The 23,781-nt window shown below is 48.8% G+C and carries 22 protein-coding genes; 15 read left to right on the top strand and 7 right to left on the bottom strand.

The window, feature by feature from the left end:
* On the bottom strand, positions 1–2,280 hold the full coding sequence (locus MKQ68_RS11555) for a peptidase domain-containing ABC transporter (protein WP_264283427.1): 2,280 nt from the start codon (positions 2,278–2,280) through the stop codon (positions 1–3).
* A 201-nt stretch (positions 2,281–2,481) separates the two neighbouring features.
* On the opposite strand from MKQ68_RS11555, the gene MKQ68_RS11550 reads away from it, so the two are divergent.
* The 5 genes from MKQ68_RS11550 (at position 2,482) to MKQ68_RS11530 (ending at position 8,273) form a co-directional block, all read left to right on the top strand.
* Positions 2,482–4,134 (top strand): vitamin K epoxide reductase family protein, encoded by a 1,653-nt coding sequence (locus MKQ68_RS11550; RefSeq protein WP_264283426.1) that lies wholly within the window; start codon positions 2,482–2,484, stop codon positions 4,132–4,134.
* A 69-nt stretch (positions 4,135–4,203) separates the two neighbouring features.
* The gene (locus MKQ68_RS11545) at positions 4,204–4,491 is read left to right on the top strand and encodes a hypothetical protein (protein ID WP_264283425.1); all 288 of its coding nucleotides are present in this window, start codon (positions 4,204–4,206) and stop codon (positions 4,489–4,491) included.
* A 529-nt stretch (positions 4,492–5,020) separates the two neighbouring features.
* Positions 5,021–5,287, top strand: a complete 267-nt coding sequence (locus MKQ68_RS11540; RefSeq protein WP_244843262.1) for a hypothetical protein — start codon at positions 5,021–5,023, stop codon at positions 5,285–5,287.
* A 95-nt stretch (positions 5,288–5,382) separates the two neighbouring features.
* Positions 5,383–6,909, top strand: a complete 1,527-nt coding sequence (locus MKQ68_RS11535; protein ID WP_264283424.1) for a TlpA family protein disulfide reductase — start codon at positions 5,383–5,385, stop codon at positions 6,907–6,909.
* A gap of 32 nt (positions 6,910–6,941) precedes the next feature.
* A complete protein-coding gene (locus MKQ68_RS11530) occupies positions 6,942–8,273 on the top strand; it encodes a glycosyltransferase family 25 protein (protein WP_264283423.1) in 1,332 nt (443 codons plus the stop codon).
* Positions 8,274–8,282: 9 nt separating this feature from the next.
* On the opposite strand, the gene trhA is transcribed toward MKQ68_RS11530, so the two are convergent.
* Positions 8,283–8,924 carry a PAQR family membrane homeostasis protein TrhA gene (gene trhA / locus MKQ68_RS11525; protein WP_264283422.1) on the bottom strand — a complete coding sequence of 214 codons (642 nt, stop codon included), beginning with the start codon at positions 8,922–8,924 and terminating at the stop codon, positions 8,283–8,285.
* A 165-nt stretch (positions 8,925–9,089) separates the two neighbouring features.
* On the opposite strand from trhA, the gene MKQ68_RS11520 reads away from it, so the two are divergent.
* From MKQ68_RS11520 to MKQ68_RS11490, 7 genes are all read left to right on the top strand, one after another.
* Positions 9,090–10,271 (top strand): ankyrin repeat domain-containing protein, encoded by a 1,182-nt coding sequence (locus MKQ68_RS11520; RefSeq protein WP_264283421.1) that lies wholly within the window; start codon positions 9,090–9,092, stop codon positions 10,269–10,271.
* Between the two features lie 3 nt (positions 10,272–10,274).
* Positions 10,275–11,576 carry an ankyrin repeat domain-containing protein gene (locus MKQ68_RS11515; RefSeq protein ID WP_264283420.1) on the top strand — a complete coding sequence of 434 codons (1,302 nt, stop codon included), beginning with the start codon at positions 10,275–10,277 and terminating at the stop codon, positions 11,574–11,576.
* 262 nt (positions 11,577–11,838) lie between these two features.
* Positions 11,839–12,516 (top strand): MarR family winged helix-turn-helix transcriptional regulator, encoded by a 678-nt coding sequence (locus tag MKQ68_RS11510; RefSeq protein ID WP_264283419.1) that lies wholly within the window; start codon positions 11,839–11,841, stop codon positions 12,514–12,516.
* Positions 12,516–14,009: a phytoene desaturase family protein gene (locus MKQ68_RS11505; RefSeq protein WP_264283418.1), complete on the top strand. Its 1,494-nt coding sequence runs from the start codon at positions 12,516–12,518 to the stop codon at positions 14,007–14,009. The genes MKQ68_RS11510 and MKQ68_RS11505 overlap by 1 nt, the downstream gene beginning before the upstream one ends.
* Positions 13,993–14,829: a phytoene/squalene synthase family protein gene (locus MKQ68_RS11500; protein ID WP_264283417.1), complete on the top strand. Its 837-nt coding sequence runs from the start codon at positions 13,993–13,995 to the stop codon at positions 14,827–14,829. The genes MKQ68_RS11505 and MKQ68_RS11500 overlap by 17 nt, the downstream gene beginning before the upstream one ends.
* Positions 14,830–14,839: 10 nt before the next feature.
* Positions 14,840–15,292 carry a sterol desaturase family protein gene (locus MKQ68_RS11495; protein ID WP_264283416.1) on the top strand — a complete coding sequence of 151 codons (453 nt, stop codon included), beginning with the start codon at positions 14,840–14,842 and terminating at the stop codon, positions 15,290–15,292.
* A complete protein-coding gene (locus tag MKQ68_RS11490) occupies positions 15,293–16,018 on the top strand; it encodes a lycopene cyclase domain-containing protein (protein WP_264283415.1) in 726 nt (241 codons plus the stop codon).
* Between the two features lie 2 nt (positions 16,019–16,020).
* On the opposite strand, the gene MKQ68_RS11485 is transcribed toward MKQ68_RS11490, so the two are convergent.
* Positions 16,021–16,536: an EamA family transporter gene (locus tag MKQ68_RS11485; protein ID WP_244843234.1), complete on the bottom strand. Its 516-nt coding sequence runs from the start codon at positions 16,534–16,536 to the stop codon at positions 16,021–16,023.
* Between the two features lie 96 nt (positions 16,537–16,632).
* Between MKQ68_RS11485 and MKQ68_RS11480 the strand changes: the two genes are divergently transcribed.
* From MKQ68_RS11480 to MKQ68_RS11470, 3 genes are read left to right on the top strand one after another with little or no spacing between them, the layout of a single operon-like run.
* Positions 16,633–17,604 carry an aldo/keto reductase gene (locus MKQ68_RS11480; RefSeq protein WP_264283414.1) on the top strand — a complete coding sequence of 324 codons (972 nt, stop codon included), beginning with the start codon at positions 16,633–16,635 and terminating at the stop codon, positions 17,602–17,604.
* Between the two features lie 24 nt (positions 17,605–17,628).
* Positions 17,629–18,456: a helix-turn-helix domain-containing protein gene (locus MKQ68_RS11475; protein ID WP_264283413.1), complete on the top strand. Its 828-nt coding sequence runs from the start codon at positions 17,629–17,631 to the stop codon at positions 18,454–18,456.
* 52 nt (positions 18,457–18,508) lie between these two features.
* Positions 18,509–20,155: a serine hydrolase domain-containing protein gene (locus MKQ68_RS11470; protein WP_244843232.1), complete on the top strand. Its 1,647-nt coding sequence runs from the start codon at positions 18,509–18,511 to the stop codon at positions 20,153–20,155.
* Between the two features lie 3 nt (positions 20,156–20,158).
* On the opposite strand, the gene MKQ68_RS11465 is transcribed toward MKQ68_RS11470, so the two are convergent.
* The 4 genes from MKQ68_RS11465 to MKQ68_RS11450 all read right to left on the bottom strand — a co-directional run bounded on the left by MKQ68_RS11465 (position 20,159) and on the right by MKQ68_RS11450 (position 23,618).
* Positions 20,159–20,656 (bottom strand): anthrone oxygenase family protein, encoded by a 498-nt coding sequence (locus MKQ68_RS11465; RefSeq protein ID WP_264283412.1) that lies wholly within the window; start codon positions 20,654–20,656, stop codon positions 20,159–20,161.
* 11 nt (positions 20,657–20,667) lie between these two features.
* Positions 20,668–20,955 (bottom strand): c-type cytochrome, encoded by a 288-nt coding sequence (locus tag MKQ68_RS11460; RefSeq protein ID WP_244843230.1) that lies wholly within the window; start codon positions 20,953–20,955, stop codon positions 20,668–20,670.
* A 66-nt stretch (positions 20,956–21,021) separates the two neighbouring features.
* A complete protein-coding gene (locus MKQ68_RS11455; RefSeq protein ID WP_264283410.1) occupies positions 21,022–21,636 on the bottom strand; it encodes a response regulator in 615 nt (204 codons plus the stop codon).
* Positions 21,633–23,618: a tetratricopeptide repeat-containing sensor histidine kinase gene (locus MKQ68_RS11450; RefSeq protein ID WP_264283409.1), complete on the bottom strand. Its 1,986-nt coding sequence runs from the start codon at positions 23,616–23,618 to the stop codon at positions 21,633–21,635. Before MKQ68_RS11450 ends, MKQ68_RS11455 begins: the two co-directional genes overlap by 4 nt.
* Positions 23,619–23,781 lie beyond the last annotated feature (163 nt).

Below are 23,781 nucleotides of genomic sequence, written 5' to 3'. Positions count from 1 at the left end.
TTACGATCCAAGCTCCAGTTGGTTTTTTACCAGCTGGTAGTATTTGCCGCGGAGGCTGGTGAGTTCGTCGTGCGTGCCTTCTTCCACGATCTTTCCTTTGTCCAGCACCACGATCTTATCCGCGTTGCGCACGGTACTCAGCCGATGTGCGACGATCACAACCGTTTTTCCCCGGAAGAAGCGTTCGAGGTTCGTGGTGATTTCCTTTTCGTTATTGGCATCGAGCGCATTGGTAGCCTCGTCGAAAAACAGGTAATCCGGATTTTTGTACACGGCGCGGGCAATAAGTATTCTTTGTTTTTGTCCCTGGCTTAATCCTGTGCCGTCGGCGCCCAACGTGGTGTAGTAGCCATTGGGCAGCGATTCTATAAAGGAATGTATGTTTGCAATTCGTGCACTTTGCAGCAGGCGGGCGTGATCAATGATTTCATCGGCCACGGTGATGTTACGGGCAATGCTGTCGTTAAAAATGTATCCATCCTGTAATACCGCACCACAAATGCTTCGCCAGTAGGGATGACTGATAAAGCCAAACTTCATGCCGGTGGATGCATCTATGTCCATGCCCGGCAGCGGTATTTGAGGCGTTGCACCGATCCTTATTTCTCCGGTGTATTGCTGGTATATTTTAAGTAGTATTTTGACCAGCGTTGTTTTTCCGCTGCCACTCGCGCCCACAATAGCCGTCACCTTTTTTTCGGGTATTGTCAGGTTGATGTGTTCCAATACAGGATCGTTGCCTGCACCGGGATAAGTAAATGAAAGATCGGCGATCGTGATGGTTTTGTGATCGGGTAGTTGGGCTATGTAGTGTTTGGTGCTGTCTTCTTCATTATCCAGCTGGTGGATTTCGTTCAGGCGCTCCATACTGATTTTCGCATCCTGCAGGCTCTGTACAAATCCTACCCATTGTTGTATAGGGCCGCTAAGTTGCCCGATCACATATTGCACGGCCAGCATAGCGCCTAACGTCAGTTTGCCATCTATCACCAGCTTTGCTACGATAAAACTGATCACGATGCCCTGTATGCTATGAATGAACGTGGCACCCGCGCTTTGTACCTGGCTATAGTTCAGGCTTTTAAAATTGAGTTTGAACAGATGCGCCTGGATATTCTCCCAGTTCCACCGTTTTTGTTTTTCTGCGTTGTTGATGCGTATTTCCTGCATGCCTTGTATGAGTTCCAGCGTGGCGTTGTTTTCTTTGGCGGACAGGTGAAAGGTTTCGTAATTCAACTTCCTGCGGATGCGTAAAAATAGTTGCACCCAGGCGAAGTAGATGATGCTGCCCAGGCCAAACACAAAAAATAGTTCCACACTGTAGATCATCAGTACAACAGCATACACAATAAAATTCAGGAAGGAGAATACGGTATTCAGCGCCGTTCCGGTTAGAAAGCCTTGTATGGTGCGGTGATCGTTGATGCGCTGCAAGGTGTCGCCTGTATGGTGAATATCGAAGTAGGAGACGGGCAGCCGGGTAAGTTTGATCCAGAAGTCGGACAAAATCTGCAAATTCAGAATGTTCGATATCCGAAGTAATAATCTGCTTCGGATGAAGCCCACGATCGTCTGGCTGAATGTCAGCATCACCTGCGCGATCAGCACGACGGTCACGTAGTTCATATTCTGTGTACTGATGCCTGTATCTACAATGCCTTGCGTAAGGAACGGGAAAATAAGGGCGATGAGAGAGGTGATCAGCAATGCGGTAAACACCTGGAATATCTGCCACTGCGCGGTAAGCAGGTATTTTGTGACGCGCTCCCAGCTTAGTTTCTGTTCTTTTTCACTTTCCTGCTCTTCGAACATTGGCGTGGGCTCCAGCAACAAGGCAATACCCATATCTTCTCCATGATCATTTTTAGCAGATGCCCAATGTTGCAGGAACTCCTGGTAACTGTAACGAATAATTCCCTTGCCTGGATCGGCGATGGTGACGGAATCTTCTTTCTTAAACCAATTACGTATCGATCTTTCACCGGGAAAGGAGTCGGGGTGCGCGACGACGAAATGATTTTGGTCCCAATGCAGTATAGCCGGCAGCGTAACGTCCTGCAGTTGTTTCGCAGTGAGTTTAACACCCCTGGTGCGAAAGCCGAGATTTTCCGCAGCATCGCTGATGCCGAGCATCGACACGCCTCCTTTACTAAAGCCGGCTTGTTGACGTAAAGTGTCGGCAGTAAAATGTTTGCCATAGGATTTCGCTACCATTCTCAGGCAGGTAGGGCCGCAGTCCATTGCGTTCAGTTGTTTGTAAAACGTGAATTGTGTTTTCAAGCGAGGGGGTTTGGGTTAATGTCTTCCAAATAAAAATATTTTTTCTGGAAATAAAAAGTGTTTGTTACTTTTAGATACGATTAAGAGAGAATGTTTTTTTGTGCCCAAGTTAGTGACCCAACTGCTGTTAAAATGATGTAAACCCGTTTATAACCCAAATGTACCCGTCTAATGTCTTTTTTCTCACGTTTATTACTGCCTATGCAACATTGCGAGGATGCTACTGCGTATTTGTTATCGAGTATCCAGGTGCCTTACACGAGGACCTACCTAAGGGATGAGTTGTTGCAGCATCCCGAATATCCTAACCTGCAGGCCGTTGCCGATGTGATAGGAGCGTCTTATAACGTGGCATGTTTGCCTTATAAGATTCCATGGTCGATGATCGCGCTGGAGCCGGAGATCAAACCGCCCTTTATGGCGCGGATCAATACAAGCCAGGTGGGGCCGGCGTTTGCCACGGTTACCAATTTCTCTGCAAACGAGGTCGCGTTGTATAACCCCGGATCAAAAAAGAAGGAAACGCTTTCTGCGGAGGCATTTGAAAAGATATACACGGGCACGGTGCTGCTCGTAGGCAAAGAGGATAATGCAGGCGAGAAAAACTTTGCAGGGAATCAACATAAAGAAAAACAAAAGCAAACGCTTAACCGCGCACTCATTTTTGTATTGCCTATACTTACTTTACTTGCTTGCCTGATCACCGCTTTTCTTCAGCCGGTAACGGCATCCGTATTTCCTATCATTTTCACCCTGGTCACGCTGATGGGTTGCGTCGTAGGGGCGATGCTGTTATGGCATGAGATTGATCAACATAACCCGGCGCTCAAACAAGTTTGCCAGGCTGGTGTAAAGGTAAATTGCGCCGCCATCTTAAATTCAAAAGCAGCTAAAATATTTGGACAAAGCTGGAGCAGCATCGGCTTTTCATACTTTATGGGAACGCTGATGGCATTGTTCGTCAGCGGGGTGGCCAATACATCGGTGCTGCAACTCGTAGCATGGATGAATGTATTGGCATTGCCTTACACGGTGTATTCCGTTTACTTCCAGTATAAAGTGGCCAAACAATGGTGTGTGCTGTGCCTGGCGGTGCAGGGCCTGCTGGTGTTACAATTCGTTGCGGCATTGGCAGGCGGATTTCACCTCGCACTTCCATTAGGCGAAATTCCTGGCAACAGCTACTTGTTGCTGCTTTCCTGCCTTGTATTTACAGCGCTGGCAGTGATGACCGCCATGCCTGCCTTTGAAAAAGCCAAGGAAAGCCGGCAGCGTAAGATCGAATTACAACGGCTGAAACAGAATCCGCAAATGTTCGAAGCCCTGCTATCGAAACAAAAAAGGCTCGAACACCCCAGCAATGGATTAGGTATCACGTTAGGGAAGGCCGATGCACCGTTCAGAATACTAAAAGTTTGCAACCCCTACTGCGGCCCCTGCGCCCAGGCACACCCGATGATGGAGGAGTTGCTGGAACATAATAAGGAGGTACAGTTGCAGATTATTTTCACTGCTACGGGCGATGATACAGATATGAAAACGCCACCAGTGAAACATTTATTGGCGATTGCAGCCAAGGATAATGAACAGCTGACCCGCAACGCCCTCGACGAATGGTACCTGTCCGATAAAAAGGATTACGTAGCCTTTGCACAAAAGTTCCCGTTAAACGGCGAACTGCAGCAGCAAACCGAAAAGGTAAAGGAAATGTGGGACTGGAGCAACCTGGCGTCCATCGCGTTCACGCCTACTTTCTACATATCCATGCCCGTGGCCGACGAGTCGGAAAGAGCCTACTTTCAACTGCCCGATATGTATACAGTTAACGACCTTAAGTACTTCCTGATCGATTAATTCACTTCCGTAAATTTTGAAGACATGGCGATATCGAAGCATTTCAAACGGTTACAGTATATCAATCAGATGATAAAAAACAAGGCTACCGGCGATCTTGCCGCATTTGCCTGTAAGAACCGGCTGAGTAAAACGACGCTTTGCGAAATTCTCACCGAAATGAAAGAGATGGGTTTTCCGATTAAGTACGACCGGTTGCGGCGCACTTATTACTATACAGAAGAAGGGCAGATGGTGTCCGGCATGTTTTTCCGGTACGGAGAGCCGCTCACGCGGGAAGCGTCTATGGCAGGGGAGGAGATGAAGAATATGTGTTTTTCACCGCAGGCCGTGTTTGTACCTTGTGTGAAGGATTGACCGGGCATGTTAATACCGGATATAACCGAATGAGCATAGTTAGTTTCGTTCCTGAAACGCTCCTGTGTTGGATGAACCCTGTTGAGTCCTCAACCGGAGCATATTATACACAATTTAAAGTTTTGGGAAATGAAAAGATTAAAGTTGAATCTTCAGCAAATGGGAGGCGCGGAAGTGCTGACCCGGGCGCAGCTAAAGAATGTAACCGGGGGAGCGGGCCTATAGGTCCTGGTACGCCGGGGGGAGTAATGGGAATCCTTGTCCCTCTCACTGCACACGGTATTGCCACGTGATGGATGGTTACTTCCCTGCCTGGGGCGTTTGTCCGCCGAGCGCTCCTCCGGGTTGTCATAATTATTGTTGTGAGACAGATCACGTTTACTGGTGCTAGCAATAGCACGTAATTATTTTCGTTCCGGATATAGCCGAACGACGACAGGTAATTTTGGTTTTGAAAGTACTTCATAACCTGTTAGCCTGCAGTAATAACGCGTTTGAAGTCATTGTTAACTTATTAAGAAACCCAGAAATGAAAAAGTTAAAATTGAATCTCCAGCAACTGGAAGGCGCGGAAGTGCTGACAAGAATCCAGCTGAAAAACGTAACGGGTGGAAGTGGTCCCGGCACACCAGGTGGAAGCAATGGTAATCCCTGCCCACAGAACTGTACCAGGTACTGCCACGTAGAATCTGGTTACATGCCCGCTTATGGTACCTGCCCTCCAAGTGTAGGTGGTACCAGCTGTCATAACTATTGCTGTGAAGGTAGCAATCAGGGTAATTACTACTGGTGCTAATCTAATTCTATCGGAAAACTGTATTACATATTCCTGGGCCTGGGGCCGGAAGGTAATACAGTTTTCCTTCACTGGCTGCAAGAAACCTTATGAATTTGAAAGGAATTAAAATGATTGTCATCGCATTGCTATCTTCCGGCATATTCTCCTGTCATACCGGAGACGGTAAGGCCCAGCAGGCAGATGTGAAAGATAGCGATAGCACAACGATCATCATCAATCTAAAAAAAGCGGAAGATAGACAGTACACGCTTCCGCTAACGCAGTTAAATCCATTATACTTTGAGCCGGTATTTGTTGCGCCACCACCAAATCACGTGGACACATCCAATCCTTTAAAGGTTGCTGTAAAACTGGCTATTTCAGAGCCGGCGTACATGGCTATCGGCTTGAACGTATGTTACGTTGAGCCGGGAGATAGTGTGAATATAGACTTCAAAACCATCGTTGCCAACAAAACACAGTATATGGACACAATGGCGATTCTTCACGGAAATGTGTTCTTTCTCTCTATGCCGCAACGAAGCAAGTTGTTTGACGGCTATGTGAGAAGCTGTTTCGGTATGATAAGGGTACTAAAGGATGCAAAAAGCTTAAGTAATTACTTTACCGGTGAAAAGCTTTTAGTGATGCTGGACAGCTGCTACCGTCTGGTGTATAAAGATTTCCCGAATCTTAAGAGCGACGAAGCTACAAGGGAAAGAGTACGGGTCAGTAGCGGGAATCGATTTTACATCCATATGCTTGGTGTAATGGAGTACTACTACCACGATATAAACGACACTGCGTTAAAGGTTGCCATGGAAGCAGTAGCTGATAGCATGATGATACTTGCATTAAAGAATGTCGATCCATTTTTTGACCCGACCACGTGGGGAAAATACCTGGCACTTTTCAGGTTTTATAAGGGTGCGAAGCCAGACGCTACATATATCGAATCTAAATTTGATAAGTTTGGTGATACCGTAAAGCAATACATCGCGCTCAATTTACTTAAAGACGGACTTTTAAAGGAGCCTGCTGACGAAGAGGCAGTAGTAAGTCGACTTACCTATCCTCCTTTCAGGCAGGTAGCAAAGACCGTTCTTGCTACGTCAAACCGCGGTATTGAAAAGTCAGGGTATATAAATAATGTCATCCGGAATGTTGAGATTTTTGATGCGAACGATAAGAAGATGGTGTTAAGCGACTTGTTTAAGACTTCCACGCAGCCCTACCTGATCTTCGATTTTTGCGGCACCTGGTGTGCGCCCTGTATGGAGGCGATTGCCGTCTACTCGAAGGTCAAGCCACTTGATAATTCTAAGAAGATCAGGCCGATCTGGCTATTCTTCGAAAATGATAAAAGTAAATGGCTTAGTGCTGTCGAAAAATATGGGCTCAAAAGAGAGAACTGTTTCGTAATCCTTCGTGAGTCCGGCGCAACGCTGACAAAAGAGTTTGAAACGTTGTTCGACTGGGAAGGCGAGTTTCCCCACCACTTCGTGTTTTCTTCAGATGGCAGGATCGTAGATAAACGGGCTGTGAACCTGGCAGTATACCAGGAAAATCGTTTGGCCGATACCGCCCCTGCACAAGGAGTGCCGCCGGTAGCCCCACCTCCGCCTGTTGGTGCTAAATAGTTGTCACAAATTTATTGAAGTAAAATTTTTTTATGCCTATCCCAACGTTTGTTATCAATCTTCTGTCAAGAACTGACCGTAAAGCTCATATTATTACTGAATTTGCAGGCAGAGATGAGTATGATATGTCTATCGTCGAAGCTTGTATACATGAGCATGGCTCCATCGGTTTATGGGAAACCATGCTGAAAATAGTTCGGCATGCAGTGGACAATGACCTTGAATATGTCTTGATCTGCGAAGACGATCACCAGTTTACCGAGGCTTATTCTTATGAAGGGCTGTCGGTGGCTATTGAACAGGCGAGGGCAATGAAGGCCGACGTATTGTGCGGGGGTATTAGCTGGATGCAAACAGGCGTAGCCGTTACGGAGGAACTGTTTTGGGTGGAGAAATTTACTGGAACACAATTCATGTTTGTCTTCAAGCAGTTTTACCACAGTATGCTTTCGGTAATATTTACCGTTATGGACTCGGCAGACTATAAGATATCGAGTATGACTAACAGGAAGTTTGTAGTTTATCCTTTTATGTCTATTCAAAAGGAATTTGGTTATTCCGACGCCACGCCCCAAAATATACAGATTGGCAGAGTAGATGAGCTTTTTGAGTCTACTTCGCAAAATTTCTATACGCTTAATGACGTGGCCAGATACTTTTCAGGACTGAGAAGCCAGGTGGCATTGCCGATAGCACCGTATGAACTGGCTACCGCAACGGTGTCAACTTTCGTTATCAATCTTCCCGAACGGGAGGAGCGAAGGGCACATATCATCGAACAATTCGCTGGTCGCCCCGAATTTGACGTGACGATCATAGACGCGATTAAACATGAGGTAGGAGCACTCGGGCTTTGGCTAAGTATCCGTAAGATTGTCGAAACCGCCCTTGCGAACGATGATGATGTAATCATCATTGCGGAAGATGATCACGAATTTACGCCCGCCTACTCCCGCTATACGTTTATGAGAAATATCATAGAGACAGCGCAACTCGGAATCGAGTATCTGTCGGGTGGCTGCAGTCATTTTGAGCATGCTGTACCAGTTACTTCCGGATTGTACTGGGTGTCATTTTTCCAGGCAACCCAGTTTATTGTCTTATACCGGCCCGCATTTCAGAAAATACTGGATGCTCCGTTCGATGATAGCGTCGTGGCCGACTTGCAACTGTCCCACATGTTTGCGAATAAAATGATCGTATATCCTGCAATATCTACCCAAAAGAATTTTGGTTACTCTGATGTCACCTCATCGCATAATCAGAATAAAAACCTCGTGTTCTCGATGTTTCAGCACACAAAGATGAGGTTAGAACGAATTAATGAGATGATGACAGAACAGGAGGCCTTTTGCCTGCCATAATCGATCCTCCTACATCGCCAGCAACACCGCCACATAATGGCACATCGCCCCAGCCAGCACAAACGCATGCCATACCGCGTGCGAATACGTCCGTTTATCGCGCAGGTAAAAATACACACCCATAGAATACAGTAAGCCGCCAATCGCAATCATGATCATGACAGATAAAGGAACATGGTCAATAAACCGCCGTCCGCCCACTACCATGATCCAACCCATGACCAGGTAAACGATCGTCGACAACACGTTAAACCTCCCCGTGAACCACGACTTCACAATCGTACCCAGGAGCGCAAGTCCCCACAAGACCGACAGCAGCGTAATGCCGAAAGCATTATTAAAATACACCAGCAGGAACGGCGTATAGGTGCCCGCAATCAGGAAATAGATACTGATGTGGTCGAGGATCTCAAAAGTTCGTTTTACCACCGGATCGCGCAGCAAGTGAAAAACCGTAGAACAGGTGAACAGGAAAAGGAAACAGAAGCCATAAATGCCCGCCCCGATAATGCCCGGCGTATTATGATGCGCCGTCGCGATGCCGGTAAGTACAGGCAGGCCGCTAAGGCCGAACAGGATACCCAGCCCATGGATAAGTCCATTCACTGATTCCTGCTTATGAGAGTAGGTGTAAACTTTTAACGGTTGCAATGTATTGGGTTTTGTGCGTCGAAGGTATTAATTATTACACCTCGGCGGCCTGATGTTGGTCAGATTTAACAAAATGTAAAATAGCCTTCACACTGGCGGCATACTTGCCAGAATTTTTTCCCTATCTTAGCCAGATTGGATAACCCGGTAAACCATATAACGGAAATGGATGCACTATTGAACGCTTTAAAGACCAGGAACCTCGAAGAAGCCGCCACTCTTGTCGCTCAGGGTGAGAAAATGCCCCGCGGCCTGCAACGCCACGAAACGGATCAGATATTCAGAAGCCTGCTGCCGGCAAAGGCTTACCGCCTGATCATCGACCTGCTGGGTGCCGGCCTTATCGAAACTGACATTTATGAGTACGACCGGCTCGATAACAGTGTATTCGAAACGCTGTTCCGGAACGTTACCAACGAAGAGGATAGTTTGCAATTCCTGCGCGACTTTGTGTCCAAACTCGATAATGTAGGCGACGCCGTGCAGGATAAAACGTTGCTCGATATCGCCCTGTCGTTGCAGGTGCCGCTGGGTGCGGTGCGAATACTGGCAGATGCAGGTTGTAATGTGCGCCGCCGCAACAATGCAGATGCGAACTACCTATATAAGGTGGTGCAGGAGTACGGCATCAAGGAAGAGCGTGGCCTGGAATACCTGGCCTACCTGCTGGAACAGGGACTGGACGCGAATGACGGTAATGTGGTCGGCGAAACACCATTGCACCTCGCGATCAGTAAAAATAAGAAACAATATATCACCTTCCTGCTCGAAAACGGTGCGGACCTCAACCAGCAGGATAAAAAAGGGGAATCGCCTTTTTATTGCGCGCTGGTACACCAGGTGTGCGATGCGGACACTTATAAATTACTGGCAGCACATACACCGCTGGACTTCGAACAGACGAATAAGGACGGCGAAACGGCATTGCTGGGCGCGATGCGGATGCGTCGTGGCGGCTCGTTGCGGGACGCTGAGCTGTTAAAGGCGTTGATAGACGATGGCGCGGATGTTTACCAGACGTCTCCATACTACCATGTACCTAAATCGGCACTGGACTGGATGTGTGAACAACCGTCGCTGATGCTGGAGACGGCCCTGGAAGCAGGTGTGGTAGATGTGGACAGGCGGGACGATGCTGGCAATACGCTGCTGCACAAGGTTTGCGCTTATAACGTGAACTATGACCAGGAAGTGGCGCGTCAGTTATACCAGAAGGTGAAACTGCTGCTGGCACACGGGGCTGATCCGAATGCGACGAACGATAAGGATGAAACGCCGATGATGCTGGCGGCAACGGACAACCTGAAATCAAAAACAGTAGAACTTTTATTAAAGCAAAAAGTATAGCACATGTCCATGTCTTTTATCATTGCCTGCGAAAGTGGCAAACGTAAGATCGCCGAAATATTGCTGGCTAATAACGAAGTGGATGTGACTTATACCGATGAAAAGGGCCGCACGGCCATCCACTACGCGGCTCACCAGGGTTACCTCGACCTGGTCAAGCTTTTACAGGAAGCGGGATCGGACATCGATTATGAAGATCATAACGGTGAAACACCCTTCTATTTTGCCTGCCTGCAAAAGCAGAAACAAACGGCCCTCTATCTCCTGGAAAAGGGTGCGCGTACCAACATTAACGACTACCAGGGCAACAGTCTGCTGCATCTCACGGCCCGTACGGGTCAAAAGGAGCTGGTAGAGAAGTTGCTTGAGCAGGGCATGGATGTAAACCTGGAAAACAATAATGCAGAAACACCTTTGATGATTGCCGTGGCGTCGCGTTTTAAAGATGTGGCCGACCTTCTTCTTCGGCAAGGGGCAAATGTAAACGCTACCAATAAACTGGGTGATTCGCCGCTGCTGATGGCGATACGCACGAAGAACCAGCCGATGGTCAGCTTCCTGCTGGAGAACGGTGCCGATATTAACCACGCGAATCACGCAGGCGAAACGGCATTGCTGATTGCCTGTTACGATACAAACCGTGCCTTGACGACCCTTTTAGTGCAGCAGGGGGCAGATGTGATGGTCACTTCCAAAGAAGGTTTGTCGCCCATCTGGTATGCCTGCGCCAAAAACCAAAAAGAGATCGTCGCCCTGTTCCTCGATAATGGCGTAAACGCGAATTTCAGCCAGCCGGTAAGCGGCAGTACCGAAAGTATGAACAGCTATCTTTCCTGGGTAGAGCAATCCAACAACTTGTCTATGGAGGCCAGTTTCAGTTTCAGCCACAGCTATAGCTATGGTGGCGAAAGCCTGTTGCACGTGGCGGCTAAAAACGGGCACCTCAGCATGGTCAAGCTGCTGCTCGGGCGTGGGGCCGAAATCAACATCCAGGACGAATCTGGTAACACGGCCCTCCATTATGCCGCATCTGCCGGTAAAAAGGATGTGGTAAAATACCTGCTCGAAGCTGGTGCAGACGTTACGGTCGTTAATGCGCGGGAGCAAAGGGCGGTCGACTATTCGATTATTAAAGGCTTTAATGAGATTACAGCGCTTTTGATGGCCTCTGGTGGTCAGCCAGCCCAGGCACCGGCAAATGATCTCAAAAAGCAGCTATTGGACCTTAAAGAACTGCTGGACGCTGGTGTACTCACCGCCGAAGAATTTGCGGCGCAAAAAGCGAAGATTTTGGCGGGAGGGTAACGTTTAAAATATATTTTATAGCGGAAGTCGTATCTATTGATAGATACGACTTCTTTTTTAAGGCAAATGTCCCTGCATCCTTATCGTCACATTGCTGTAGAGTGCCTGTGACAGCGGGTTTAAAGCAGCAAACTGTAAGGATGCTCGAAGGGTTCTCCGGGATACGCTACTGTGGCGGGTTTTATTTCTACGAAATTTTACTGAATTAAGTATTATTTAATACTAAAAATAAACTAACTTAGTATTATAATATACTATTAGGATGAGTTACCAACTAGTCCGGGAAGTGCTTTCCCTTATCCAAAACTTCGAATCCAACCTTGAAAACGGTGGGTATGCGCACGATGTGGAAGGTTTTAAACGATGGATAGCGGCAGAGGCCGGGCAGCCGGGGCATGCGGCTCCTGAACCGGGATGGGAAGGCAAGGAGCAGGGACGTAGTGCTGAGAGTGTGATCAATACGCTCATCCTTCACATGAATCGGTATGCGAAAACGTACTCAAAATCAGCTATTTACGATTCTCCTTTTTCCACGCAGGAGGAATTTATCTATCTCATTAACCTGAAGGCTTTCGGGGAGATGACGAAGATGGAGTTGGTGAAGCGCAACCTGCACGAAAAGCCGACAGGCATGCAGATCATCAACCGGCTTATCGAGCAGGGGTGGGTGTCGCAGGCAGGTTCGGAAACGGACCGGCGCAGTAAACTGATCCGCGTAACGGACCTGGGGCTTCAGGTGCTCGGCAACCAGATGGAGAAAATCCGTCAGGCCACACGGATCGTCACCGGCGATCTATCGCATCCCGAAAAGATGGAACTGATCCGGCTATTAACGAGACTGAACGATTTCCATTATCCTATATTCCATAGCAATCACGATCCGGCGAACCTACTGGATGCCGCATTGCAGTCTTATTTATCGCCTAATACCCCAAAATGATGCAAAAGAAGATCGCCATTATCGGAGCGGGCTTTTCGGGACTGTCGGCTGCCGCTTATTCGGCGCAGGCGGGCCATGAAGTGCATGTGTTCGAGAAGCATGATGGTCCGGGCGGCCGTGCCAGGCAGTTGAAGACGGACAATGGCTATACCTTCGATATGGGGCCTAGCTGGTATTGGATGCCGGATATTATTGAACAGTTTTTCCAGGACTTCGGCTACAGTGCGAGTAACTTCTATGAACTGGTGTCGCTCAATCCTCAATTCGATATCATTTTTGCGGATGGCAGTCTCGAAGTGCCATCCGATTACCAGGCACTCAAAGCGGTCTGCGAACAGCTGGAGCCGGGTGCGGGGAAAAAGCTGGATGCGTTTATGGTAGCGGCGAAATACAAATACCAGACGGGCATGCTGCAATTCGTACAAAAGCCTTGTCATTCCTGGTGGGAATTTGTTTCACCTTCTATTGCGGCCAGCGCACTGAAACTTGATCTGTTGTCCAACTTCCGCAGGTATGTGAAGCGCTACTTTTCGCATCCCTGGCTGGTGTCGTTGATGGAGTTCCCGGTGATATTCCTGGGTGCGTCGCCCCAAAAAATTCCGGCAATGTACAGCCTGATGAATTATGGCGGGTATGTGCTGGGTACCTGGTACCCGATGGGCGGCATGTTCGAACTGGTACGCGCTATGCAGGAAGTGGGCGAACGCCAGGGCGTAAAGTATCACTACAATCAACCGGTCACCAACATCAGCACGGCAGACGGAATGGTAAAAGGATTGGTGATCAATGGAGAGATGCATCACTTCGATGCGGTGATTGCCTCTTCCGACTATCATCATACGGAAACGATGCTGAAGCCCGAACTGCGTAATTATGACGAGAAATATTGGGCTGGTCGTACGTTTGCGCCATCCTGCCTCATTTACTATCTCGGTTTCCGGCAGCGGCTTCCGCGCTTAAAACATCATACCTTGTTTTTTGAGGAGGAGCTGGATGCGCACATCGATGATATTTATGAGCATAAAACCTGGCCTCGTAAGCCGCTTTTCTATGCCTGTTGCCCTTCTAAAACCGATCCATCGGTGGCGCCGGAAGGTCATGAGAACTTATTCCTGCTAATGCCGCTGGCTACAGGTCTGAAGGATGATGAAGCTACCCGCGAGCAATACTTTCAGCATATGATCGCATCCCTCGAAAGATATACCGGTGTTAGCCACCTGGCAAACCTGATCGATTACAAGCAGGCCTATTGTGTGCAGGATTTTATACAGGATTATAATGCTTATGCGGGCAATGCCTACGGACTGGCCAATACCTTGTCGCAAACAGCGGTAGGCAAGCCGGCTATGCGAAACAAACGACTCTCCAATTTATTCTATACAGGACAACTGACCGTGCCCGGTCCGGGTGTGCCGCCTTCTATTATCTCGGGTAAAATCGCGGCTGCCGAAGTTAATAAGCTCAAAATCATCCGTTATGAAAACGCTTTATGATGAATTTTCCCGCCAGGTAAGTAAGGCGGTTACCAAAAAATACAGCACCAGTTTTTCATGGGCAGTACTGGCGCTTTACCCGTCTATACGTCCTGCTATTCACGCCATTTATGGATATGTGAGACTGGCAGACGAGATCGTGGACAGTTTTCATGGTTACAACAAACAACAGCTGCTGGAGCGCTTTCGTGAGCAAACCTGGCAGGCCCTGGAAGATGGCATTTCACTCAACCCGGTATTACAATCGTTCCAGGAAACGGTGAACAAATACGGCATCGACCGGATACTGATCGTGCAGTTCCTGCAAAGTATGGAGATGGACCTGGCGCCGGTAACGTATGACCAGGAACGTTATAACGCGTATATTCTGGGGTCGGCGGAAGTAGTGGGATTGATGTGCCTGCAGGTATTCGTAAACGGTGATGCGGAAGCTTACGAAAGGTTGAAGCCTTTTGCTATGAAGCTGGGATCGGCCTTTCAGAAGGTAAACTTTTTGCGTGACCTGAAGGACGATTACCAGGTGCTCGGCCGCACGTACTTCCCGAACATCGATATGAAGGGATTCAACAATGCTACAAAGACCTGTATAGAGGAAGATATTGCGGCAGAGTTTCAGGCGGCGCTGGCGGGCATCCGCAAGTTGCCGGCCTCTTCGCGGTTTGGCGTGTACCTGGCCTACAAATATTACCTATCTTTATTTAACAAGATCAAACAAACGCCAGCGCAGCGCATATTGCAGGAGCGGATACGCATTCCTAACCGGCAAAAAATATCGCTGATGATGAGCAGTTACATCCAGTATAAAATGGCGTATATATAATCTTTAGCAAATGAATATTCTTATAGTGGTCCTCACCTTCTTTATTATGGAAGGGCTTACCTGGATCATTCACAAATATGTGATGCATGGCTTCCTGTGGGTGTTGCATAAAGATCATCACGACCACAGCCATAGCGGCGATTTCGAACGGAACGACCTGTTCTTCGTCATCTTCGCCACGCCAACCATTGTATTGCTGTACCTGGGCGTGCAGCAGTCTATGAGCTATCTTTTCTTCATCGGCCTGGGCATTTTCCTGTATGGGATGGCGTACTTCTTCGTGCATGACATCTTCATTCACCAGCGGATAAGTTTGTTGCGCGATACAAAAAATCCGTACCTGCTGGCGATCCGCCGGGCGCATAAGCAGCACCATAAACATACGGGGCGGGAAGAAGGGGAGTGTTTCGGTTTTCTTTGGGTGCCTGTCAAATATTTCAAAATGTATTTCTCAAAACGATAGATGCTCACCTCGTATACATACCTGCTCGTTAACTTCTTCGCCGTCGTTATCTGTTTTATTTTTTCTTTTGATAAGCGGATACAGTTTCATCATCACTTCGGGGCTTTCCTGAAAGCGGCGATCATCGTGGGTATCCCGTTCATCGCCTGGGACGTTTGGTTCACGCATCACGGTATATGGTGGTTCAATGATACTTACCTCACCGGCTTTCGAATAGCGGGTCTACCGGTGGAAGAGTGGCTGTTTTTCGTCTGTATTCCCTTTGCCTGTTTGTTTACCTACCACTGCCTGAACAAATTCTTCGATTTGACCTGGGCCAACGCTTTTAATAACATCATCGTATTTGCCACTTGCATCATATGCATCGTAGCCGCGCTATTGTACCGGGACAGGATGTACACGCTGGTAACTGCAGTGGCCACCGTGGTTGCAGTATTATACCTGCACTTCGTTGCACGTGTAGCCTGGGTGGGCCAGGCCTCGCTGGTTTATCTCTTACTGATGCCCGGTTTCTTCGCCGTAAATGGTGTGCTGACCGGCACCGGTCTTGAGGGGGCGGTGGTGAACTATAACCCGGCTGGTTTCCTGGGCATCCGCATGGGTACTATTCCTGTTGAAGACGCCGTGTATGGTTACACGCAGTTCCTGTTAAATGTATACTTCTATAAGATGTTCACCCGGACCGTTAGTAGCGCCCATCCGCCGGTGCAGCAAATGGGCGCTTAGATTTAGTGGTTGCGGGCTTTTATTTTGTAGTAGTTCATGGCTACGATCGCAGCCAGCATTATCACAATCCCTATCAGCTGTAAATAGTCGATACTTTCCCCGAGTACGAGGCCCGCGCATACAATGGCCACCGGTAGTTCAATCGTCATCAGGATGGCGCTTACGCCCGCACCCACTTTCGGAATACCCGCGGCAAACAACGCCGTGGGAATCGTAGTGCCGACTACTGCCATAAATAACACGGCGAGCATAAACTGCTGGTCCGGGTGAATGGTAGATACAACGGTGTTTGCATTGACCATAAAAATGGTGATCGCTGATCCGGTCATAATCATCGTGCTTTTTGGCAGCCAGTCTACCCCGGAACTTATCCTGCTGTTGGCCACTATGTAAGTGGCGTAGGTCAGCGCTGAACAAAGCACCAGTATCAGGCCCTTTACAGAAAAGGCCAAGCCCTGCTCGCGGAATATGCCGCCTGCCAGCGCTGTGCCGGTCAGGATAAAAGCGATGGTTCTCATAGTGAGCTATGCAGACAAGTAAATTGAGCCGTGGGGGAAAGTAGGCTTCTCTTTTTTCGGCTGACCTTTGTGTTATCAATTCCAAAAACAAAGAAGATGACAACAGTAAAAAAGATAAGCCTTGGCAAAAAAGGACCACTGGTATCGAAACTCGGATTAGGTTGTATGCGTATGTCGCCCGTTTGGGGCGGTCCCTCCCGCGACGAAGCCGAAAGTATCGCCACGATTCAGCAGGCCTTAGATAATGGGATCAATTTCCTGAACACCGGTGATTTTTATGGCGCTGGTCATAACGAGTTGCTCGTAGGCAAAGCCGTCAAGGGCAGGAGAGACGACGCTTTCATCAGTGTAAAATTCGGTGCCATTTTTTATGGCAGCCAGATGCTCGGACTCGACCTGCGGCCGATCGCGATCAAAAACTTCGTTAATTATTCCCTGGTGCGTCTCGGCATCGATACGATCGATTTGTACCAGCCTTGCCGGCTGGATAACAGCGTGCCGATGGAAGATGTAATCGGTACAGTAGCAGATCTGATTAAAGAGGGAAAAGTGCGCCACCTGGGCGTTTCCGAAGTAACGGCCAACCAGTTGCGCAAAGCCCACAGCATTCACCCCGTAACAGCGCTCGAAATCGGGTATTCCCTGGCCGATCGCCAGATAGAAAGCGATCTGTTGCCGACGGCCAGGGAGCTGGGTATTGGCGTTGTGGCTTTTGCCAACACGGCGGAAGGACTGTTAACCGGCGATCTGAAAGCGCCATTACCTGCGAATGCTTACCAGTTACATTTCTCCCGTTTCCAGGGCGATAACCTGGTAAAGAACCTGGAGAAAGTAGAAGTGTTGAAAAAAATAGCGGCCGATAAGGGATGTACGCCGACACAACTGGCCATCGCCTGGGTAAATACACAGGACGAACACATGATGCCGCTGGTAAGTATGAGCAGCCGGTCGCGCCTGCCGGAAAACATGAAGGCGATGGAGCTTACTTTTTCTCAGGCGGAACTGGATACGCTGAATACGAATTTTGCACCGGGCGCTATCCTTGGCGGTACTTATCTTCACCGATAGGCGTTTATTGAATATCTTTAGGTTATGACGAATCCCACTGAAATTATTCCCGGCGTACTTTTTTACTCGTACTATTCCTCCTCGAGGAAAGAAAAAGTGGCGTTCATGGAGCATAATACACTGGTGTTGCAGGTTTCCGGCAAATTTTCGCTGGTAACTGCAGGGCAGGAGTGGTCTATGAGCGGTGGACAGATGATGCTCGTACACAAAAATCAACTGGCCGAAATCACGAAAACACCGGCGGACGATGGGGATTATCAAACGATCGTGATCATTCTGAAAGAAGACTTGTTAAGGCAGATTGCGCTGGATGAGCATATTGACGTTACCCGCAAGTATAACGGGCCAACAAACGTACTCATTCCCGGTAACGACTTCCTGCAGGCCTTCTTTCAGTCTTTGTTGCCGTATGTGAAGCATCCGGACGAGCAGATCACGCATGCAGTGGGCATGCTCAAGGTAAAGGAGGCCGTTTACCTGCTGATGAACACCAAACCTGAACTGCGCGAGTTCCTGTTCGACTTTTCAGAACCGCATAAAATAGACCTTGAGAAGTTTATGCGTGCCAACTTTCACTACAACATCCCGGTGGAAAAGTTTGCACAACTAACGGGTAGAAGCCTGGCTGGCTTTAAGCGTGATTTTCAGAAGATCTTCGACATGGCGCCCCGGCAGTGGTTGCTGGACAGGCGGCTGGAGGAGGCACGCCATCTCATCACCAACAAAAACAGGAAACCTTCGGCCATTTACCTGGACCTTGGATTCGAGAGTCTGAGCCACTTCTCGCATGCATACAAGAAGAAATATGGGGTAGCGCCCAGTGATACGCTGCCGGTCGGCGAGCATTTATAACCCGATCATCAAGAGGAATTTGTATTTTAGGCATTCTAAAGTATGCCAACCGATGAATCGACAGCTGAGATTTGGTCTCCCGTTCTTGTTACTCACTGCAAGCCTATACACGAAAGCGCAAACCATCCGCCCGCAACAGATCGATAGTTTGTTACATACGATCGTTCAACCGAACGAACCCGGTGTTTCGCTGGCCATCTGGCAAAAGAATAAGCTGGTGTACGCGCGCGGTTATGGGCTGGCAGACTTATCCGCCAGAAGAAAAATAACTCCCGCTACGCCGTTTAATATCGCCTCAATGAGCAAGCAGTTTACGGCTGCGAGCATTTATTTGCTCGAAAGCCGGGGTAAACTGAGTAGCAGCGATAAGTTGTCGAAGTTCTTCCCGGATTTCCCGGCTTATGCAGACAGCATTACACTGGCGCATCTTATTCATCACCAAAGCGGCCTGCGTGATCACTCCGCGCTGATATGGCTGCGGGATATGAATGAGAATGGCAATTACAATGACAGTGTCGTTTACAATATACTTTCCCGGCAACGGTCGCTGAACTTTACGCCGGGTAGCCGCTGGAGTTATTCCAATTCCGGCTATTTCCTGCTGGGGCGGATTGTGCAACAGGTGAGTGGTCAGGATCTGGATGCATTCGTAGCGGCCAACATCTTCAAGCCATTAAGAATGAAACATACGCAATTGTCGCGCACGCACAAGGTGCCCGGTAAAGCGAATGGGTATATCCAAACAGATAAAGGGTTTAAAGAGAATAATCCAACGACCGGCGTCATTGGTCAGGGTAACGGCTATAGCGTGGTGACCGACTTTGGGCCCTGGTTTAAAGAGATGAAGGAACACCGCCTGTTAGGCGACGCTGCCTGGAAGAAGATGCTGACGCCCTCCGTGACGGACAGTGGCGAGGATACGAAATATGGGGGCGGATTACATATTCAACAATACAAAGGGCAATTGCTGGTGAGCCATGGCGGCGATATTTCCGGTTATCACAGCAGGATGTATCATTTTCCCGCATCTGGGCTTGATATCCTGATGTTCAGTAATAACGATCGTATTACGGGATCGCCCGAATTCCGGGCGATTTATAGTTTGCTTTACCCGGAACCCAAGGCGGCGGCAACTGTAAACCAGGCGTCGATCGCGATCGATACGGCAAGTTTGACCGGCATTTACGTAGCTGCAGAAGATAGTGCGTTGAATATAAGCGTGAACATCACGGAAGATAAAATCATGGCACGGCAGCATTGGAATGATGAGTCGTATGCGTTGGTGCCGGAGAATGATTCGACATTGGCCGTGGAGGGCGCACCAGCCGTGAAGCTCGTGTTCGCCCATTTAGCGGAAGGTAAAGCAAAGGAAATGTACATTTTGCAGGACGGGCAGCGCATTGCTTTCAAACGTACCGATAGGGTAGCAGGGCTGGATGCTCAAGCGGCGATACAATATGCTGGCGATTACTACAACTCCGAAATAGATGCCCGTTACCGGGTGATTTTTAGTAACGGGCAGTTGGTCGTACACATCGGCCAGGCATCGTACAATATGACGCGCGTAGGACTGCAACAAGGTGTGTTCGGTCTGGATAACGGTCTGGTGCTGGAATTTCATGTCGATGAGGCCGGCAAAGCGACGGGCTTTACACTGGTGCACGCGCGCGTGAGTGATTTGAGGTTTGTGCGGGAATAGGCATTACTTCGAACGCACCACACATGCCAACACCATCAACACAAAACACACCACCGATAGCACCGTTCTGATTTGGTGCAGCATCAGCCAGCGCGCTTCAAATTGCCGGCGGGCGTTGCTGATCGCTTCCTCGCTGGCGCCATTGATCGTAAACCTGTCCAGCGCTTCGTTCAGCGGAACGTTGCCGCCGGCGGTAATTCCAAAAACGCCGAAGATATACAGCAGCGCGGCACCTGCAATCAGCCAGAAACGAAGGGGCAGGGGCCGCTCGTATACCAGGAACGCCGATGCCGGTAACACTAACACACATCCCATAAACGAAATAAAGAATAACGGGTTTAAGATGGCCCGGTTCATGGCCTGCATGGCTTCCATAAAACCACGATCGCTGAGCCGGCCAATGCCTGGCATAACGGAAACGGACCAGGCATAGAAAAGTCCGGCGACAAGGCCGCATAAAACGGTGGCAACCACCAGTACAAGTTGAGAGAAGTTAGTCATACGGTAGCGGATTAGCGGGTGCGTAATGTTTTGATATAGTCAGCCAATTGCGTCATTTCTTCGGGTTTTAACCGGCGTGCGAAAGCGGGCATAATACCTTTCCCTTTACTTATTTGCCGGATGATGGAGGAATCGCTCAGCGAACTGGCTTTCAGGTTGCGTGCGCCGAAGCGGCCACGATCGCCGGCATCGCCATGGCAGGTTGCGCAATGTTTGCTATAGAGGACTTTCGCCGGGCCTTCGTAGGCTTGCGCTTTGGCCGAGAGGAGAAAGGCGATGAGGAACAGGTACTTTGTCATTACTTCAATTTTATACAAAGTAACAGCGCCCCGCAGCGGGAGAATAGAACGAAACCGACAAAGTGGTTATATCAACCCGTTTTTAACGGCCAGTTTAATAAGGCTCGCGGTGTTGCTGACGCCAAACTTGGCCAGCAGGTTTTTGCGATGGGTTTCAATGGTGCTGAGGCTAACAAACAGTTTTTGAGATATTTCAGGATTGGTAAGCCCGTCCGCGATCAGTTCCAGTACTTCCTTCTCGCGGCGGGTGAGCATCACAGTATTCGTATCATTTTTACGAAGCGCTTGCGCGGCTTCCATACTCAGATAGTCTTTGCCGCTTACGACAGTCTTAATGGCCTCCATTAATTCGGGCTGGGTGGCGTTTTTCAGCACATATCCCGAAGCGCCGTTATCGATCATTTTTTCGATATAAGTCTGTTGACTAAAGGTGCTCAGCCCGATCACAAATACGGAAGGGTACAGCGTTTTCACTTCTTTACACAGATCGATGCCGCTTTTATCGGGCAGGTTAATGTCCATCAGCAACACATCCGGCTGCCTGTTTTTCAGAAACGCCAGGCAGGAAGCGGCGTTCGTCGCATGCCCCGCCCATTCGATTTCCTGTTCGTCCTGCAGCAGCGAACGAATGCCTTCTATGATCATATAATGATCGTCTACGATAAAAACGCTGATGCTCATAATGGTATTTCAATTAAGACGGATGTACCGGAGTTGGGGACAGACTGTATATCCACCGTGCCTCGCAGGAACTCCACGCGGTTGCGGATGTTGCTCCACCCGATGCCGCCGCTGCGATCGAGGGTAGCGGTATCAAAGCCTTTCCCATCATCTTCTACGGTAACGGATAAGGTATTGTCGTTTTTGGCGACCTGCAGCATTACGGTTTTGGCGGAAGCATGTTTTAAGACGTTGTTCAGCAGTTCCTGTACGATGCGGAAGACCGTAATGGCGGTAGTGTCGCTGATCTTTTCTTTATCCAGGCCAATAAACTGGTGGCTCACCTGAATGGCGCCGGACTGGCTGATATCGTTGCAGAAGTCATTCAATGCCGCTCCCAAACCATAGTTGACGAGTGCTTCCGGCATCATGTTATGGGCCACGCGGCGCATCTCTTTAATGGAGCTGTCCAGCATATCCATACTGCGCTCGAAGGCCTGTAAATTTTCAGGCGTCATCACAAGGTTACCTTTCATATGTTGAAACGAGTATTTGATACCACTAAGCATGCCGCCCAGGCCGTCGTGCAGGTCTTTGGCCAGGCGCGTACGTTCCTGTTCCTCGCCTTTTAATACGGCTTCCGTGGCGGTGAGTTGTTTCTCGGTTTCCAGCTCTGAAATGCGTTGCTGCTGCAACTTCTGGCGGTTCCTGTATACCCGGTAGCCGAGCAGGAGAATGATGAGCAAAGCCGCTGCGCCGCCGATCAGGATATAATTTAACGTGTTTTTCTGGCGGATCGAAAGGCGTTGTATCTCACGCTCGTCCTGCAGCATTTTGATCTCATTGTCTTTACCGCGCACTTTAAACCGTACTTCCGTCATCGCCAGTTTGTCGCGTACATCCTGCGAGGCAATGCTGTCGTTGAGTACGAGTTGTTTATGCAGCCATTCATTCGCCGTTTGGTGATCGCCATTTTTTTCGTGCCAGGCTGCCAGTCCTTTATAGGCGCTCTGTTCCCCAAACTTCATGTCGGATGCTACTGACTTTTTCAGCAGGGTGTCCAGGTATTGTTTCGCTTCGGGCATTTTGCCGCCGGCGATAGCACTTTCTGCCAATTGGTATAGTACCATCACCTGTAAATACATATCGTCATTGGCCAGGGCTTTTTCATACGCCGCCTGAAAATATTGGTATGCTTTGCTGAAGTTTTTTCGCTCGTATAAAACAGATCCCATGTTCTGGTAGTACTGGTACAGCAACAGGCTCTCGTCCAGCTTCAACACCGTGGGTTCCACTTCTTTCAGGTATTGTTCCGCTTTGTCAAGTTTTTTCGCGTTGATCAGCCTGGAAATACGATTCAGGTAACGTTGCGCAATGGCCGACGAGTCACCGGTCCGTTCTGCTGCCTCGATCGTTTTTTGTTCGTATTCCTGCACCTTTTCACGCATATTCATATGGTCGTACACTTCTGTTATCCCGGAGTAGGGCCGGTATATATACTGGGGCTGGTATTTGCCGAGCAGCTCCGCAGCCTCGCTGTAGTGGTAAAGCGCCATTTCGTAATCGCGCATCTTGTTATAATCGCTGGCTACATTGTGGTGCAGGTAGGCCTTTTGTATCATGTTTTCCTTGCTCGTATCGCCTTCCATCAACAGGAAAGAGGAATCGGCATAAGCCATTCCCTTCGCCAGGTCGCCGCGATCCGTATAAAAAAGATGTGCGGTGCCGTAACCAGCCCGCACGCCTTTCCGATAGTTTTTAGCTTTGCTGATGGCGATCATTTCGAGCAGATAGGGTTCCAGGCGTGTTGTGTTCTCGTTTACAGCTGCTTTTACATATTTGAGGATGAGTCCTACTTTCACCGTATCCTTTTGCGGATAGCGATCGATGGCCGCCTGCAAACTATCCAGCAATTTCGTTTGCCCCATGGACGTGTGAATGCAAAGCAGCAGCAACAGGCAAGTAAGGGCCGTGCCGAAGAAAGAATAACGTATAGGATTCATTTTACAAAGAAGTGTTTTTTTATTTGAGGCCAATCTCCCCTGTTAACAGGATTTTACAATCGTATGCATAAATATAGCAATAAAGCCGTCTCAACTTGTAAAAATCCTGTTTTCAGGGGAGTATAGGCAGGGCTGTTGCATTGCATCTTTACGATCGGAAAGT

It is taken from the genome of Chitinophaga horti, assembly GCF_022867795.2.
GTDB lineage: Bacteria > Bacteroidota > Bacteroidia > Chitinophagales > Chitinophagaceae > Chitinophaga > Chitinophaga horti.
The sequence above is the reverse complement of the archived record's forward strand: the minus strand, read 5'-3'. Positions and strand labels throughout refer to the sequence as shown.

Bases quoted from the DNA above. Each gene is read 5' to 3' on its own strand.
- MKQ68_RS11550 (WP_264283426.1), top strand. From the start codon at position 2,482: ATGCAACATTGCGAGGATGCTACTGCGTATTTGTTATCGAGTATCCAG.
- MKQ68_RS11545 (WP_264283425.1), top strand. From the start codon at position 4,204: ATGATAAAAAACAAGGCTACCGGCGATCTTGCCGCATTTGCCTGTAAG.
- MKQ68_RS11540 (WP_244843262.1), top strand. From the start codon at position 5,021: ATGAAAAAGTTAAAATTGAATCTCCAGCAACTGGAAGGCGCGGAAGTG.
- MKQ68_RS11530 (WP_264283423.1), top strand. From the start codon at position 6,942: ATGCCTATCCCAACGTTTGTTATCAATCTTCTGTCAAGAACTGACCGT.
- MKQ68_RS11520 (WP_264283421.1), top strand. From the start codon at position 9,090: ATGGATGCACTATTGAACGCTTTAAAGACCAGGAACCTCGAAGAAGCC.
- MKQ68_RS11515 (WP_264283420.1), top strand. From the start codon at position 10,275: ATGTCCATGTCTTTTATCATTGCCTGCGAAAGTGGCAAACGTAAGATC.
- MKQ68_RS11510 (WP_264283419.1), top strand. From the start codon at position 11,839: ATGAGTTACCAACTAGTCCGGGAAGTGCTTTCCCTTATCCAAAACTTC.
- MKQ68_RS11505 (WP_264283418.1), top strand. From the start codon at position 12,516: ATGCAAAAGAAGATCGCCATTATCGGAGCGGGCTTTTCGGGACTGTCG.
- MKQ68_RS11500 (WP_264283417.1), top strand. From the start codon at position 13,993: ATGAAAACGCTTTATGATGAATTTTCCCGCCAGGTAAGTAAGGCGGTT.
- MKQ68_RS11495 (WP_264283416.1), top strand. From the start codon at position 14,840: ATGAATATTCTTATAGTGGTCCTCACCTTCTTTATTATGGAAGGGCTT.
- MKQ68_RS11490 (WP_264283415.1), top strand. From the start codon at position 15,293: ATGCTCACCTCGTATACATACCTGCTCGTTAACTTCTTCGCCGTCGTT.
- MKQ68_RS11485 (WP_244843234.1), bottom strand. From the start codon at position 16,536: ATGAGAACCATCGCTTTTATCCTGACCGGCACAGCGCTGGCAGGCGGC.
- MKQ68_RS11480 (WP_264283414.1), top strand. From the start codon at position 16,633: ATGACAACAGTAAAAAAGATAAGCCTTGGCAAAAAAGGACCACTGGTA.
- MKQ68_RS11475 (WP_264283413.1), top strand. From the start codon at position 17,629: ATGACGAATCCCACTGAAATTATTCCCGGCGTACTTTTTTACTCGTAC.
- MKQ68_RS11470 (WP_244843232.1), top strand. From the start codon at position 18,509: ATGAATCGACAGCTGAGATTTGGTCTCCCGTTCTTGTTACTCACTGCA.
- MKQ68_RS11465 (WP_264283412.1), bottom strand. From the start codon at position 20,656: ATGACTAACTTCTCTCAACTTGTACTGGTGGTTGCCACCGTTTTATGC.
- MKQ68_RS11460 (WP_244843230.1), bottom strand. From the start codon at position 20,955: ATGACAAAGTACCTGTTCCTCATCGCCTTTCTCCTCTCGGCCAAAGCG.
- MKQ68_RS11455 (WP_264283410.1), bottom strand. From the start codon at position 21,636: ATGAGCATCAGCGTTTTTATCGTAGACGATCATTATATGATCATAGAA.
- MKQ68_RS11450 (WP_264283409.1), bottom strand. From the start codon at position 23,618: ATGAATCCTATACGTTATTCTTTCTTCGGCACGGCCCTTACTTGCCTG.